General features: G+C 46.8%; 9 protein-coding genes. All 9 read left to right on the top strand.

Annotation, left to right across the window (positions count from 1 at the left end):
- Position 1: 1 nt before the first annotated feature.
- Genes lacZ through AC58UU_RS13450 form a run of 9 tightly spaced genes read left to right on the top strand, consistent with a single transcriptional unit; the run spans position 2 to position 16,100 of the window.
- A complete protein-coding gene (gene lacZ, locus AC58UU_RS13490) occupies positions 2 to 3,154 on the top strand; it encodes a beta-galactosidase, LacZ type (RefSeq protein WP_497316372.1) in 3,153 nt (1,050 codons plus the stop codon).
- Positions 3,151 to 5,190 (top strand): beta-galactosidase, encoded by a 2,040-nt coding sequence (locus tag AC58UU_RS13485; RefSeq protein WP_497316370.1) that lies wholly within the window; start codon positions 3,151 to 3,153, stop codon positions 5,188 to 5,190. The genes lacZ and AC58UU_RS13485 overlap by 4 nt, the downstream gene beginning before the upstream one ends.
- Before the next feature lie 26 nt (positions 5,191 to 5,216).
- A complete protein-coding gene (locus tag AC58UU_RS13480) occupies positions 5,217 to 8,303 on the top strand; it encodes a glycosyl hydrolase (RefSeq protein WP_497316368.1) in 3,087 nt (1,028 codons plus the stop codon).
- Between the two features lie 32 nt (positions 8,304 to 8,335).
- Positions 8,336 to 10,456, top strand: coding sequence for a YIP1 family protein (locus AC58UU_RS13475; RefSeq protein ID WP_497316366.1), 2,121 nt, complete (start codon positions 8,336 to 8,338; stop codon positions 10,454 to 10,456).
- The gene (locus AC58UU_RS13470; protein WP_497316364.1) at positions 10,453 to 12,732 is read left to right on the top strand and encodes a DUF5696 domain-containing protein; all 2,280 of its coding nucleotides are present in this window, start codon (positions 10,453 to 10,455) and stop codon (positions 12,730 to 12,732) included. The genes AC58UU_RS13475 and AC58UU_RS13470 overlap by 4 nt, the downstream gene beginning before the upstream one ends.
- Complete coding sequence (locus tag AC58UU_RS13465; protein WP_497316363.1) at positions 12,729 to 13,595, top strand: carbohydrate ABC transporter permease; 867 nt, start codon at positions 12,729 to 12,731, stop codon at positions 13,593 to 13,595. The genes AC58UU_RS13470 and AC58UU_RS13465 overlap by 4 nt, the downstream gene beginning before the upstream one ends.
- A 38-nt stretch (positions 13,596 to 13,633) precedes the next feature.
- Positions 13,634 to 14,590 carry a carbohydrate ABC transporter permease gene (locus tag AC58UU_RS13460; RefSeq protein WP_497316361.1) on the top strand — a complete coding sequence of 319 codons (957 nt, stop codon included), beginning with the start codon at positions 13,634 to 13,636 and terminating at the stop codon, positions 14,588 to 14,590.
- A 30-nt stretch (positions 14,591 to 14,620) separates the two neighbouring features.
- Entirely contained in the window at positions 14,621 to 15,319 is a 699-nt protein-coding gene (locus AC58UU_RS13455) for a hypothetical protein (protein ID WP_497316359.1), read from the top strand.
- 43 nt (positions 15,320 to 15,362) lie between these two features.
- Positions 15,363 to 16,100 (top strand): hypothetical protein, encoded by a 738-nt coding sequence (locus tag AC58UU_RS13450; RefSeq protein ID WP_497316357.1) that lies wholly within the window; start codon positions 15,363 to 15,365, stop codon positions 16,098 to 16,100.
- Positions 16,101 to 16,112: the final 12 nt, after the last annotated feature.

Raw genomic sequence — 16,112 nt, 5'->3', positions numbered from 1 at the left:
TGTGAACGATAGAGCCATTCCGGATTGGGAAAATCTAGAGATTCTTGGGCGTAATATGGAACCACCGCATGCCGGATTTATTCCGTACGGCGATATGGAGACAGCGCTCGATAACGAACGGGCTGCGTCGCCTTATTTCCAATCATTAAACGGCAATTGGAAATTCTATTATGCAGAGAGCCCATCCCAGGCTCCTGAACGTTTTTACGATTCGTCCTTCTCGTTAGATGCCTGGAATTCGATACCTGTGCCTAGCAATTGGCAGATGCATGGATATGGCCGTCCGCATTACTCCAGCAGCTATTATCCTTTTCCGATCGACCCGCCGCATGTGCCCAATGATAATCCGGTTGGGTGTTACCGCAGAAGTTTTATCATTCCCGATTCGTGGGATGACCGGCAAGTATTTCTTGTCTTCGAAGGGGTCGACTCGGCCTTTCATGTGTGGGTGAACGGACAATTCGCTGGGTATGGACAGGGTAGTCACATGCATTCGGAATTTCGGGTCACCTCGCTGCTGCATCCGGGAGAAAACATAGTTGCTGTGCAGGTATACCAATGGAGTGACGGCAGTTATTTGGAGGATCAGGACAAGTGGCGGTTGAGCGGCATCTTCAGAGATGTTTATGTCAAAGCAACCCCTCATGTCCATATCCGTGATCTTACGGTGCAAACCCGTTTCTGTGATAACCACGAAGATGCTGTGATCGATCTTCGGCTTAACGTGAAAAATTATGCGGACTTAGATTCCGGTAAACATACATTACGGATATCGCTTTTGGACGACTCTCGACAATTCGTTAACGAAGAAACCGTCATTTCTTCCCTTCTGATGAGAGCGAACGAAGAGAATGTGCTTGATTTGGAAATCGCGGTCTCAGCTCCACGTAAATGGTCGGCTGAGGAGCCGAATTTATACGCCATCTCGTTAATGCTGGAGGATGATCAGGGGAATTTGCTGGAGGCTGGGAGTATAGCTGTAGGATTTCGAGACATCGCCATCAGAGACGGTCAACTCTTCATCAACGGCAAGACGGTGATCCTGAAGGGGGTCAACCGCAACGAATTTCATCCTGAATTCGGGTTTGCCATTCCCTACGAATCCATGATCGAGGATATACGCTTGATGAAACAACACAATATGAATGCAGTTCGCTCCTCCCATTATCCGAACGATACGCGATGGCTCGATCTGTGCGATCGTTACGGGCTGTATGTGATCGACGAAGCGGACCTAGAAACTCACGGATGCCATTTTATCGACAACGAAAGCTATTTGGCCGAGGACCCACTGTGGAAAAAGCCGTTCCTTGACCGCGCCATAAGGATGTTGGAAAGGGATAAAAATCATCCTTCTATCATCATTTGGTCGCTTGGAAACGAATCGGGTTACGGCCCCAACCATGACGCCATGGCCGAATGGGTACGTCAGGTTGATCCCACACGCCCCATTCATTATGAACGAGCCAAGGATGCTTCGGTCGTCGATATTGTCAGCTGTATGTATCCATCCTTGGAAACTTTGATCGAAGAGGGGGAGAAATCCGATCCTAGGCCTTTCTTGATGTGCGAATTCGCTCATGCTATGGGGAATTCCGTCGGCAATTTGAAGGAATATTGGGACGCCATTTACAAATATCCGCGATTGCTGGGCGGCCTGATCTGGGAATGGGCGGATCTCGGAATCCGGCAAAAGCTCGATTCGGGGGAAGAATGGTACGCGTACGGCGGTGATTTCAATGATCATCCGAACAGTGGACATTTTTGTATAGATGGATTGTTATTCCCGGACAGGAAAATCAAGGCTTCGATCATTGAGTTTAAAAAGGTGATCGAACCAGTGAAAGTAGAGCCGATCGATGTGCTGGCCGGAATTGTGAAAGTCCAAAATCGATACGACTTTATTTCCCTTGAACATCTTCTCGGCTCTTGGTCCATTCTGTGCGATGGAGAAATTGTGGAACAGGGTGAACTGCCTGAACTTGATGTACCGGCCAGAGGAGAGGTTACCGTCTTTATCCCTTGGAAAACGACATTCGGGCAATCAAGTGGCGAGTATTGGCTCCATATTCGGTTTACTTTGAGGGAAGCTTCGCGTTGGGCGCCGCAAGGGCATGAAATTGCTTGGGCCGATCAGCCGATTCCAGCCGCACGGCAGGCCTTTCCGTCCATCAAATTGGAATCGATGCCTAGTTTGCAATCTTCCGAAACGGATGGGCTCCTTCGGATTAAAGGACATGATTTCACCATTGAATGGAGTAAAGCACGCGGTGAACTATCCGCGTTTGAATATAACGGCTTATCACTTTTAACCGCCAGTCCGAAAATTCAAATTTGGCGGGCAACGATCGATAACGACTCCCGTCAGTCGAAAGAGTGGAGGAAGGCGGGATTTGATGTACTGACTCCTCGTATGCATGATATGTCGATCCAACTTCAAAAGCACGCTGCGCAAATTACGGTGAAGTCGACGCTGGGCGCTGCTGGTTTGGGAAACTGCTTTACAACATGGATGACCTATACGATCTACGGATCCGGTGATGTCATCATCCAGACCCGCATCGTACCACGGGAAGGACTTCCCCCGCTGCCGCGGTTGGGATTACAAATGGCTATTCCTGGAAGTTTCGATCAACTTTCGTGGTTTGGCCTCGGCCCACACGAGTGTTATATCGACCGGAAAGAAAGTGGGAGGCTCGGCGTGTACAGCGGATCAGTACAAGATCAATTCGTCCCATATATTAAGCCGCAGGAAAACGGCAATAAAGCGGATGTGCGTTGGGCGGCAGTAACGAACGCTCTGGGAACTGGTCTGTTTATTGGTGGAATGCCGAAGCTGGATATTAGCGTGAGTCATTATTCCACCGAGAATTTGACTAAAGCCAAGCATACCTTCGATTTAGTCCGTCTGAACGAAACCATAGTGAACATGGATTATCAGCAAGCACCGCTTGGCAATCACAGCTGCGGGGAAGCTCCTCCGCTCGATGCGTATTTAATTCATCCGGTGGACACTACGTTTTCATTACGGCTGAAGCCTTTTTCCACTAGAGATTGGTCACCGATGAAACTGAGCAAACGACAACCGGAACCTTTTCAAGGGGAAGGCTGTGAGCAGTCTGCACCGATATCGAAACAGGGGGTGAATCTATGATCAGCCGCAAGTTCCCAAAATTTCTATTTGGCGGTGATTATAACCCTGAGCAGTTTCCGAAGGAAGTATGGGATGAAGATATGCGGCTGTTTCAAGTTGCCGGAATTGACATCGCAACGCTCAACGTCTTTTCTTGGTCGTTGAATCAGCCTGATGAGGAGACTTTCAGATTCGATTGGCTTGATGAAGTCATGAATAAGCTGCATAAAAACGGAGTCCGCGTATGCATGGGTACAAGTACGGCTGCCCATCCGGCTTGGATGGCGAAGAAATATCCGGACATTCTGACCGTGACCTCCGATGGTAAAAAAAGAAAATACGGTAGAAGGCACAACTCTTGTCCGAACAGTCCGACCTTCCGTCATTATGCCGAGCTCATGGCGAAGAAGCTGGCACAGCGGTACAAGAACCACCCGGCTCTGCTTCTGTGGCATGTAAACAATGAAATCGGGATTCGCTGCTACTGCGACAATTGCGAAGAGGCGTTTCGGGATTGGCTAAAGAAGCGGTACGGTACGCTGGAACAGTTGAACCAGGCATGGTATACCCGCTTCTGGGGACATACGTTTTACGATTGGGATGAAATTGTACTCCCCAGCGCGTTAAGCGAAGGTTTATCAGGTGGGAATTCCGATCAAACCGCTTTTCAAGGCATCACTCTCGATTATTATCGATTTAATTCTGACAGCTGGCTGAACTGTTATCTAATTGAATACAACGCCATTAAAGAGGAAATACCCGATGCGATCGTCACGACTAACTTTCAAGGGAACGGGACCTACAAGCCGCTTGATTATTTCAAATGGGCGCCCCACTTGGACATTGCGGCACTGGACATTTATTCCGAAAACCATACGCCGGAAAGCTACATGGCGCTCCGATACGATCTAATGCGCGGCTTGAAAGACGGTGCTCCCTTTATGCTAATGGAGCAAAGTCCGAGTGTGATTAACTGGAAAACGGTGAATCCTGTCAAAAGACCTGGTGTCATGCGGCTCCGGAGCTATCAGGCAGTAGCCCGCGGCGCGGAGTCGGTGATGTTCTTTCAACTGCGCCGTTCCCTTGGAGCTTATGAGAAATTCCATGGTGCCGTCATTGATCACGCGGGTCACGAGAACACTCGAGTCTTTAGGGAATGTGCGGAGCTAGGCAAGGAATTGCAGCAGTTGGGTGATCGTCTGTTGGACTCGCGTGTGAAGAGCAGAATCGGCATCCTATTTGACTGGGACAATTGGTGGGCAGTTGAGCTAGGGGGCGGACCATCAACCTATATCAAGTATTTGGATCAAATCCAGAAATATTATGACGCGTTTTACGAGAATCATATCCAAGTCGATTTTATACATGTCAATACGGACTTAAGTCAATACGATCTGGTTCTGGCCCCGCTTTTGTATATGGTTAAAACGGGTTACGCTCAAAAGCTGGAGCGATTTGTGGCGGATGGCGGGACGTTCGTAACTTCATTTTATAGCGGGATAGCGAATGAAAATGATCTGGTTACACCGGGTGGTTACCCGGGTGAGCTGCGTAATCTTCTGGGCATTTGGGTGGAGGAGATCGACGCTCTTTTTCCGGATCAAAGAAACCTTATGGTTATGAAGCAGGAGCTTGGACAACTTCAAGGAACGTATGAATGCAGTTTAGTTTGCGAAATTGTTCATCTAGAGGGAGCGGAAGCGCTCGCAGAATTCGGCAGTGATTTTTACCTTGGATCACCGTCCTTGACCTATCATCGCTTCGGGAGGGGTGAGGCGTGGTATGTAGCCACTGATCCAAGTAGGGAATTCATGCAGCAATGGATAAAGGCTTTATGCGAACGTAAAGGGATGTCACATTTGTTCGAGGCGCCGCCGGGAGTTGAGGTCACGCAGCGCGAAAAAGACGGAGTTCGGTTTACTTTTGTGATGAACCATAGCGATCAAATTCAAAAAATGAATATAGGGAAGAACGAGCAAAAGGAGCTGCTGCGCGAACTAAGTGTCAGTGGTGATATCGAGCTCGAACCAAAGAGTATCATGATCTTGCAGGCGTAAATATTTTTAGATGGAGGCGGATGCCGATGGAAATAAGTGAATATTTACGCGAAAAATTCGACCATCCATCGGTCGAATACAGGTCGGTGCCGTTCTGGGCATGGAACGATCGTCTAGAAGAAGAAGAGCTGGTCCGTCAAGTGAACCAAATGAAGGAACAGGGAATGGGCGGATTTTTCATCCATTCCCGTGATGGATTGGAAACCATATACATGGGTCGCGAGTGGATGGCATACACCCGAAAGACCGTGGAAACAGCCGAAGAGCTTGGCATGCATGTGTGGTTGTACGACGAGGACCGCTGGCCATCTGGGTTTGCTGGCGGACTTGTGCAAGATAGAGGCGGGGACGCATTCCGCGCCAAAGGTTTGACGATGGAAGTATGCCAACAGATCAGTTCGGACGATTTGACAGATAGCGTGGCGCTATTTAAGGCCGTCATTGATGAAAGAAACTTGGTCCGGTGCGAGAGACTGCATGATGGCGAATTTATCGCATTGAGTGAAGATGAAATACTGTTGGTCTTCCGCGTAGAAATTTCCGAGCGAAGTGCTTGGTTTAACAACGAAGCGCCGCCTGATAATTTGAATCCGGAGACGGTGCAGACCTTTATCGACATCACTTATGAAGCCTACAAGAAAGAGGTGGGTGACCATTTCGGGAAAACCATCCGTGGCATATTCACGGATGAACCTAGTGTGCATGACAGCCACTGCAAGTTTACTGCAGGTCGCGGTTGGCTTCCGTGGAGTTGGTCATTTCCTGACTTTTTCCAAGAAAGACGGGGATACGATCTCTTGGATGTCATACCCTACATGTATTTTAATGGAGAGTATTCCTCCCAAGCCCGTCATGATTACTGGCGGACGCTCACCGAAAGATTCAGCGAGTCGTATTCCAAGCAGCTAGGTGAATGGTGCGAGAAAAACGGAATCGACTTCACTGGCCATTATCTCTGGGAAAATAATATGGGCACGGCCACCCGTGTCTGTGGAGCTGTTATGCCTAACTACCGGTATCAGCAGGTTCCGGGTATCGATATGTTAACCGAGCAGACGAACGAATACATCACGGTCAAGCAATGCACAAGCGTAGCGAACCAATACGGTAGAAAGTTCGTTCTCTCCGAAACGTATGGATGCACGGGCTGGGCGTTCACCTTCGAGGGGCAAAAGTGGGTGGGAGATTTTCAGTATGTGCTCGGTGTTAATATGAGGTCGCAGCATTTGGCACTTTATTCGATCAAAGGGTGCCGGAAGAGGGACTATCCCCCCGTGTTTAACTACAACACGAGCTGGTGGAAATACAATCATGTGATGGAAGATTATTTTGCCAGATTGTCGTCGGTTCTGACGGAAGGCAGGCCAATCCGCGATGTGCTCGTCCTTCATCCTTCTTCCACCGCTTGGAGCATGGTCGGTACGGGACCGTACGGTTTCCCAGCTCGCGGAAAGGATAGGGATGTCTCCGCAACCAATACGTTTGGCCACGAATTCAATGCGTTTATAGGCAAACTGCTCAGGGCGCATTACGATTTCGATCTCGGCGATGAGACGATCTTGGCGGAAAGAGGGGAAATACGCGGTGGCAGCCTGGCAGTGAATCTGGTGGAATACCGTATCGTAGTCATTCCGGTCATCCAAACGATGTTGAGCAGCACCTTTCAACTGTTATCAGACTTTCTGGAGGCAGGGGGAAAAGTAATTGCCGTCGGATCGCGTCCGACGATGATCGAGGGCAGACCGACGGACCTGCTGTCCGAACTTTACGATCACGCAAACATAACCGTCGTCATGGACGTCGAAGATACGGTGTCAGTTCTGGAACGTATTCAGCCTCGGCGAGTCAGCTTAACGAATACGCAATCGATTGAAGCGCACGAAATGTTGTATATGCTCAGAGACATAGGAGATTGCCGCGCATTGTTTGTCGTGAATAACGATCGAGAGGGTACGCATCGGATAAGCATAACCATGGAGGGCACCGGCAGCGTGGAAGAATGGAATGCACTGACAGGAGAAGCGAGGGTCGTGGAGATCGTCGTCCTTGACGGGTATGTTCATTTCGAGGACGTGTTCGGCCCTGCAGATTCCAAGCTATATATAATGAATGCAAATAAAGCGGTAGAAAGCCACCCGGTACTAGGCCGGAGTAGTGCGGATGATGCTTCTGTGACGGTTGTGGAGCTTGGTCCAGATTGCCGATTCACACGCACGATGCCTAACGTATTGACTATGGACACCTGCTCATATCGATTAGGGGATGGCGATTGGTCGGAAGAAACGGGCGTATGGCAAGCTCAAAGAGCCATTCGGGACGCCTTAGGCATGAGACAGGTTTATTACAATGGACTTGAGCAAAGGTATAAATGGATTGACGAGCCGCATCCGGAGAACGGCACATCGGCCGTGTTCCGATTCACATTCCAAGTATCGGTCATGCCAACGACTGATGTATATCTCGTCGTAGAGTCCGCAGAATATTACGACATTCATCTCAATGGCGAAACGATTTCGAATCTTCCAGTAGGTTGGTTTCTCGATCGAACGTTTGATAAGGTGCTTCTTCACGGACTAAAGGAAGGAGAGAATGAGCTGCTTTTATCTTGCCAGTACCATAACCACTTGGAAGTGGAGGATATTTATCTGATCGGCGATTTCGGGGTCAATGCCGACAGGGCCGTTGTGGCAGAGCCTGAAACATTGAAGTTAGGAGACTGGTGCTTGCAAGGTTATTTCCATTACTGCGGCAGCATGATCTACCATTTCGACGTCATCGTGGAGAACAATGCGAAGGGTAGGACGGTGCTGGGGCTCGGTGAATATTCCGCGGTAACGGTTGAAGTTCGGGTAAACGGCAGAACAGCGGGGCATATGCCTTGGCGGGCCGCGAACCGCCTCGACTTGACGGAGCATCTTCACGACGGAGATAACCGGATTGATATCGAAGTCATGGGAAGTCCACGCAACATGCTAGGTCCTTTTCATCATACGGCTGGAGATACGTCGACGACCAATTGGGCATCTTTCCGCAAAGAAGGCGACGAGTACACGTCGGAATATAAGCTGCGCTCGTACGGTTTGTTTGGTCAAATCAAACTCTACCGTATCTGATTGAATGAAGAGACAGAAATGGAGGTTTGAGCATGAAAATAAGATGCCATAGGTTGAGGCTTTTCCTTTCCTTGATCATCTTGTGCACCGCGCTGTTGCCTGCAACTACGCACGCCGAAGTGAAATATTCTACCTATACAAAGGATAGTTACAACAATCAGATATGGCTTCAACCGGCTTACTTTCCACTGGATGTAATCGGAGAGGACCTGTATACAACGGATCCTAAGCAGCCAACCGTTAAAACGCCCTCACCGTTACGAAATCCCAAAGACATCTTTATCGATGTGAAGAACGAAGTTTATATCGTTGATACGGGCAACAACCGGATTGTGCATATGACCGAAACGGGACAACTGCTGCGCTATATGACGCTCCCGGAAAGCCCGCTCAACAAACCTGAAGGCATATTTGTCACCAAAGAAGGCGACATCTATATCGCGGACACGGGGAACAAAAGAGTGATTAAGCTGGACAAAAATGGAAAGCTGCAAACCGAATTCAAACGACCTGACTCCAAATACATCCCTGCGACGTTCGTCTTCGATCCGGCAAAAGTGATGGTGGACGAACGAGGATTCTTGTACATTGCGGTGCATGGCGGTTACGAGGGGATCGTGCTGCTTGACCCGAAAGGTAAATTTCAGGGTTTTTTCGGCGCAAACAAAACGGCTCTTTCTCCGTTAGACGCTTTAAAGCGCATGTTGTACACCAAGAAAATGTATGCCAATGAAGTCGCAAAGAGACCGGAGACGATAAACAGTGTCGCTACGGATAAGAACGGTTATATTTATACGGTCACGGGTGGTATGGCCAAAAGCGACCAATTAAAGAAATTAAATATTAAAGGGAATAATTTACTTCGCAGCTCCAATAAAACTTTCGGAGAAGTCGTTCCCGGGGATGTTCCGATAGGGCCTGTAACCTCAGGTCCGCAGCTGATTGATGTGGCCGTTGACCAAAGCGGCAACATGATCGTGGTAGATTCGCAATTTAAATATATTAGTCATTATGATGCATCTGGCAATTTGTTGTACTTTTGGGGCGGCGCATCAGCGGTCGGATCGTCTCAAGTAGGTCTCTTGAAAAGCCCTGTGGCACTCGATGTGAATGCCAGGAATGAATTGTTCGTTTTGGACGATCAGGAAAATATCGTTCAAGTATTCCGTTTATCGGAGTTTGGCCAAAAAGTGGATCAAGCCAACCAACAGACTCTAGCGGGTTATTACGAGGATAGTGAAAAATCGTGGCAGGATGTTCTTCGTATGAATGCCCAATTCACTCCAGCCATTATGGGATTGGCTCAAGCGGCTTTTACTAAAGAACAGTATACAGAAGCGAAAAGACTGTTTAAAGAGGCAGGGAATCAGGAAGGTTACTCTGACGCCTTTTGGCAAATCAGGATGAAATGGTTACAACAGAACTTCTCCTGGATTGCGAGCTTATTGTTATTCTGCGGAATTTTTTACATGTTGATTAATAAGTGGACCTCAAAAAGTAGGCTTCGAGATAAATGGCGCAATAGGAGGCGAACACATAACAGCTTTCTAATGAATTTCAAGCATGTGTTTTACATGATGAAACATCCGATTGATGGGTTTATTGCTATACGCTATGAAGGTAAAGGCAGCTACTTGAGTGCGATTATCATCTTACTTTGCGTGTATGCTTCCCTGGTAATCAAAAGGCTTGTTACCAGCTTTTCCTTTGACGCTTCGATCCATGTCGACATTTATTCGATATTTACACAGTTTTTCATTGTTTGGATTGCGTGGGTCATTGCAAACTATCTCGTGAGCTCCATTTATCGAGGAGAGGGCAGGTTTCGAGATATTTTTATCGGAAGCGCTTATGCGCTCGTACCGTACATGGTTATTGGCATTCCGCTTGCCTTCATTTCGAATATCATGACGATGTCCGAGTCTACTATTTACCATTATGTGGCACAAGGGATGATCGTATGGATCGGTTTATTGATATTCTGGAAAATTCAATGGATTCATAATTACAGCGTAGGAGAAACCGCATTGAACATCCTATTTACGCTTTGCACCATGTTGGTCATTGGCGTTCTCATCTTTATTACAACCGGATTGACCAATGATTTGGCATCATTAATCTATGAGATGTACCAGGAGGTGATCTTGAGATGATAGGGATAATCAAACGGGGTAAAACCGCAGCAATCGTTACCATCCTGCTCTTGGTCGCCGTCTTCTTGGTCGTGGTTAATGTCAAAATTGAGTTCAAAGCTCCGGAAAATCGCGTGCCTTTACCGCCGAAGATAGAAAGTTCAGCAGCTTCTGTGAATAGTAACGCCGCCCAATTGCCTAAAGAGAGCGACTTTAAAAATGTCGCCGAGACCGATCTGCTGCGTTTAAAAATGGATGATAAAACCGGCCATTTTATTGTGGAAGACAAACGGAACGCAAACGTTTATCGTTCTTTTCCAAATCCGGAATATTGGGATAAGGAAAAGATCTCCGAGACCTGGAAAAAGCATTTGGCTTCACCGTTAATGGTTCAATACGTCGATTTCTCGAAAAACATCCTGCAAGCGAAAGAAACCAATTTAGCTGCGGATGGGGGACGGGTCAAAGAGGTTAAATTGATTCCCGGCGGTTTTTCATTGGTTTATGAGTTGCCTGCAACTGGTCTTACTATTCCAATAGAGGTGAAAATCGAAAACGATTATGTTGAGACGAAGATTATACGCGAAGGCGTCAAGGAAGCGAATATGGGTCTCGTCTGGGCTAGGTTGTTTCCATTCTTCGGAGCTGAATATACCGTTTCCGGACAGGAAGGATATATGTTCATACCAGATGGCGCTGGAGCATTGGTGCGGTTTAAGGATAATCAGCTGAACGTCAACAAGATATACGATGAAGCTGTATACGGTCAAGATAACACATTCGCGGGTCTTAGCAACAATCGCAACAAAATTGTGATGCCGGTATTCGGTATGAAGACGGGGAGCAAAGGGTTTGTGGCCATCGTTCACGACGGAGACGAATACGCCAACATCGTTGCAGCGCCGGCAGGGGTACTCAGCAACTATAACTGGGTGACGTCTCAAATGAATTTCCGATCGAGCTTTTTGCAGTTTACAACGAGAAATACGAATGTCCCTGATTCATGGGGGTATATCGATTACAACAGAGATGAAGTGTTCGGCAGTGACCGCATCGTGCGTTACTACCTGTTAGACAGCCAGAAATCAGACTATGTGGGTATGGCTCAAACTTACCGGCAATATCTGATGAAGGAAAAGGGGGCGAAGCCCGTCACTGTTAGCAATCCCAATATACCGATGCACGTAAACTTCATCGGGGCGGATCAGGAAGACGGCTTGGTCACCTCGCGATATCTCAATTTGACCACGACGGACGACGCCACTCAAATGGTCATTTCTTTACATGACAAAGGCATAACCAATATGTCGCTTACTTTTAAAGGGTGGCAAAAGGGTGGCTACAGCGCCTTTGGGAACACGTTCCCGGTTGATTCCCGTATCGGTGGCGATAAAGGAATGAAAGCATTTATTGACAATGCCCACAGTTACGGTTTACCGGTTTATTTAGAGTCCGAATATGCTCTGAACAACACGGGAGCGTCAGGTTTCGACGAGAAATATCACGCCATCGTCAATTTGGCCGGGCGAAATCAAACGGTAAGTGCTTTATTTAACAGAGAACGAACACCAGCGGTCAGCTATAAATTTGCAGAAGAAATGGTTAAGAAAGACCTGAATGCATATAAAGCAATGGGTGTTGACGGAATTGCTGTCAACATACTTGGACAAAGACTGTTCAGTGACTATAATTCGGGGTTCGGTTCGACCAGAGATGAAGCTCGGGATGTTCAGGAGCGAATTCTAAAAACGATAAAAGAATCATTAGGTGGCGTGCAAGGGAAATATGCAAATCTGTATTCACTTCCTCATATGAATTATATTCAAACGCTGGTTTACGATCATTCCTACGATTTATTTACCGACGAAGCCGTTCCTTTCGTGCAGATTGCTACCCACGGTTTAGTCACCTATTCATCGGAATTTGTGAATAATCGGCAAGAAGATGTACACGACTTTTTACGCGATATTGAATATGGCGCAGAGCCATCTTTTATTTTCACACGGGCGGAATCGAAAAAATATGTGAATTCTTTCGGTATACGATACTACAACACCTATTTTCCCTACTGGGAGACTTTCGCTGTGGAGCAGTATAAGCGATACAACGAGGCGCTCGGGGGTGTACAAAATCAGTTTATTGCCAATCACAAGACGCTAGCTCTGGGTGTAAAGGAAACGACCTACGAAAATGGTACACGTGTCATTGTGAACTATAATTTGGTCGCGTACCGCAGCGGTGATCTTGACGTTCCAGCACAAAACTTCGTTGTGATTCGAGGAGGGGCAAGCCGATGAAGCGAAAGATGAGACTAAATTCGTCCCTAGTCGAATATTTGGAAGGTGCTCTCTTTATTGCCCCTTGGTTTATTGGCTTTCTAATTTTCATGGCATTCCCAATTGGCTTTTCTTTGTATATGAGCTTTCAAAAGGTGACGATAACGGCAACGAAAACGACAACCGAGTACGTCGAATGGACCAATTACCGGTATATTCTTTTCGAGAACGGACAACTGTTGTACAACGATTTATTGCCGTTCCTTCGTCAAGCTTTGTTTATGATTCCGATTATCGTCCTATTTGCTTTGATGATAGCCATCATTCTGAATCAAAAATTTGTCGGCCGAACATTTTTTCGCGCGATATTCTTTCTTCCGGTCATCTTAGCGACGGGTCAAGTTGTAGCGGAATTCCTGACGCAAGGTGAGGGGGACTTGGGCTTTATGTCGAAGTACAATGTTTCCGGCCTCATTAGCGCTAATCTTTCGTCGACATGGTCTGGGCCACTCATCAAGATTCTAGACTCGTTCGTGTTGATTCTGTGGTATTCAGGCGTACAAATCTTGATTTTCCTGGGTGGCAGACAGACCATTTCGAATTCGGCCTATGAAGCGGCGCGAATTGACGGCGCGGGTCCTTGGGAAACGTTCTGGAAAATTACGCTACCAGCGATGACGCCATTTATTTTCCTTAATATGATCTATACCGTCGTCGACTTATTTACGTTCCCGACGAATCCTATTTTAGGAAAGGTTAGAGAAAGTGAATATGGGTCGTACAGCGCGTTAATATGGATTTATTTCCTTATCATCAGCTTCTTCCTGGCGATTATTTTCATCATCTTCAATAGGGTAACAAAGTCGCAAAGAGAGACTGTTTAACGTTTAAACAACAAAAAACTTATTGTTGGGGTGAAGCTATGATCGGATTAAAAATCAAGAAAGAGCATTCGAATTCGTTTCTGCTTTGGTTAAATAAAGCTCGCTATATGATTATAGGCAGAGAAGCGGATAAAGGGATGCTGTTTAAATTTTTTATTTATTTGATATTACTGGATACAGCATACATTTATCTGAAGCCTATTCTCCATATGATAACCACGATGGTCAAAAACGCGGATGATTTGCTCGATCCTTCCGTAAACTGGTTTCCGCGGACGATCTACCTTGGAAACCTCCAGGAAGCTTGGGATTGGTTGAAATATCCGAAAGCTTTCAGCATTAGCTTAACGCTCTCTCTTTCAGTGGCTATATTGCAAACGTTTTCCTGCGCTGTGACCGGATATGCCTTCGCAAGATTAAAAGTCCCTTTTAAAGGGTTGATGTTTTTTTTCTTGCTGTTGACATTTATTGTCCCGATGCAGGTTACCATCTTGCCGAATATCATTTATGCCAGAGAATTAGGCCTTCTGAATACGATTTACCCCATTATTATGCCCGCATTTTTCGGCCTAGGTTTGAAGGGGGCGCTGTTCGTCATCATTTATCGTCAATTTTTCTCCACCCAACCGAAGGAACTGGAGGAAGCAGCCAGAATTGATGGGGCCAATGTGTTTAAAATATTTTACAAGGTGATGATGCCGCTTGCCAAACCTGCCATTCTTGTCGTATTTTTGTTTTCCTTCGTTTGGACCTGGAACGACTTCTATTTGCCAAGCATGTATTTGTCCGATATCGAAACGGCACCTCTCTCGATGGGTATTTCACGCATAGCCTCTGCGCTGCGGCAGCAAGCCGAACAATATGGGCCGTCGGTTAATGACGAAGCGATTAGAATGGCTACAACATTCATGATGATCATTCCGCCGATGCTTTTGTATACATTCACGCAGCGCTGGTTCGTGGAGGGTGTGGAAAGAACGGGCTTGGTGGAGTAGTACAATGCAGTTAAAGGAGGATTATGGAAAATGAAACGAGTTATTACCTTATCAGTTACCGTCGTACTTATGGTTTCGATGATGGCATGTTCTTCTGCGGAAACGGCCTCTGCACCATCAAATGCCAAAAAATTGCTTTATGTCAAAAAGAACGAAGGCAGCAACGATCCCATTATTATTAGTCGTTTGAAGAAGCTTGGCTATCAAATCATGGATACAACGGACAGCGTCTTTAAAGCGGATGCAGCGAACGGCTATGGCGTCGTGTTTATAAGCGATTCCGTCAATTCCTCCAGAATAGATGCCCAACTGAAGAATTCCACTGTTCCCGTTGTCTATGCCAAGACACAATCGGTTAGCATTGCCGGTTTGACGGGAATTCTTGATTACGGGGAATTGAATGATGTGAAAACCATACAAATTAAAGACAACAAACATCCACTTGCAGCAGGATTGAAGGATCAGGTAACTGTTTATAACAGCAATGGAAAAATGGGGTACGCTATTCCGGGCAAAGAAGCGGTCATTATTGCGACGGCTCAGGGCGACGAAAAGAAAGCCGTTATTTTCGGCTATGAAAAGGGGGCGAAAAACATAAAAAATGAACCCATCCCGGCTCGTCAGGTGTTTTTCTATTTACCCGCCGGGCAAGAAATGAACCAGAACGATGAGGGGTGGAAGCTTTTGGACGCCTCCATCCAGTGGGCTGCACAAAATGGGAAAAAGTAATTATTAAGCGTTTACTACTATTTTGGTAAAGGGGATTTGATTCATGAAACGTTTAGTGAACATGATCACTGTCTTAATGCTGTTTATGGCGCTAATGGCTTGTACATCGGCTCCGGTCAATATGGATTCCGTGACCAATCCATCGACAGCTCCGAACAAAACGCAGAGTAACGGGAAAAAAGTTCTTTTTATTGGAAGAGACAGCGGCGGAGATGCCATCGTTACCAAACGCTTAAAAGAAGTGCATGGCTTAGAACTGACGGTAATATCAGACAAAGAAGTTGCTGCTGCAAAAGTGAATGATTATACGCTAATCTATGTAAGCGAATCCGTTAATTCCGGTAAAATCCGAGACACATTCGTTAAGACTGCCGTACCCGTCATTTATGCCGAGCCTCAATCAACTTCGGATACAGGAATGACCATTACCGATGGATACGGTAAATTGGATGCAGGGGACGTGGCAAAAACGATTCAAATCAAAGACAGTAAGCATCAACTTGCAGCAGGGCTAGAGAACCAGGTGGACGTTTATAAAGCTAACGGAAAAATGGGTTTCGCCACCCCTGGTGCAGAAGCTATTGTTGTGGCTACGGTACCAAACGAGGAGCAAAAAGCAACCATTTTCGCCTATGAGAAAGGCGTGAAAAACGCAAAAGACCAGCCCGTAGTCGCGCGCGAAGTGTTCTTCTATTTGTTCAATGGGGAAGAAATCAATCAAACCGAAAGCGGTTGGAAGCTATTCGATGCAGCCGTTCGTTGGGCCATGGGGAAAAAGTAGCTTTTTACAGCA

The sequence above is a fragment of the Paenibacillus sp. JT22N1 genome, assembly GCF_059692155.1.
The sequence above is the reverse complement of the archived record's forward strand: the minus strand, read 5'-3'. Positions and strand labels throughout refer to the sequence as shown.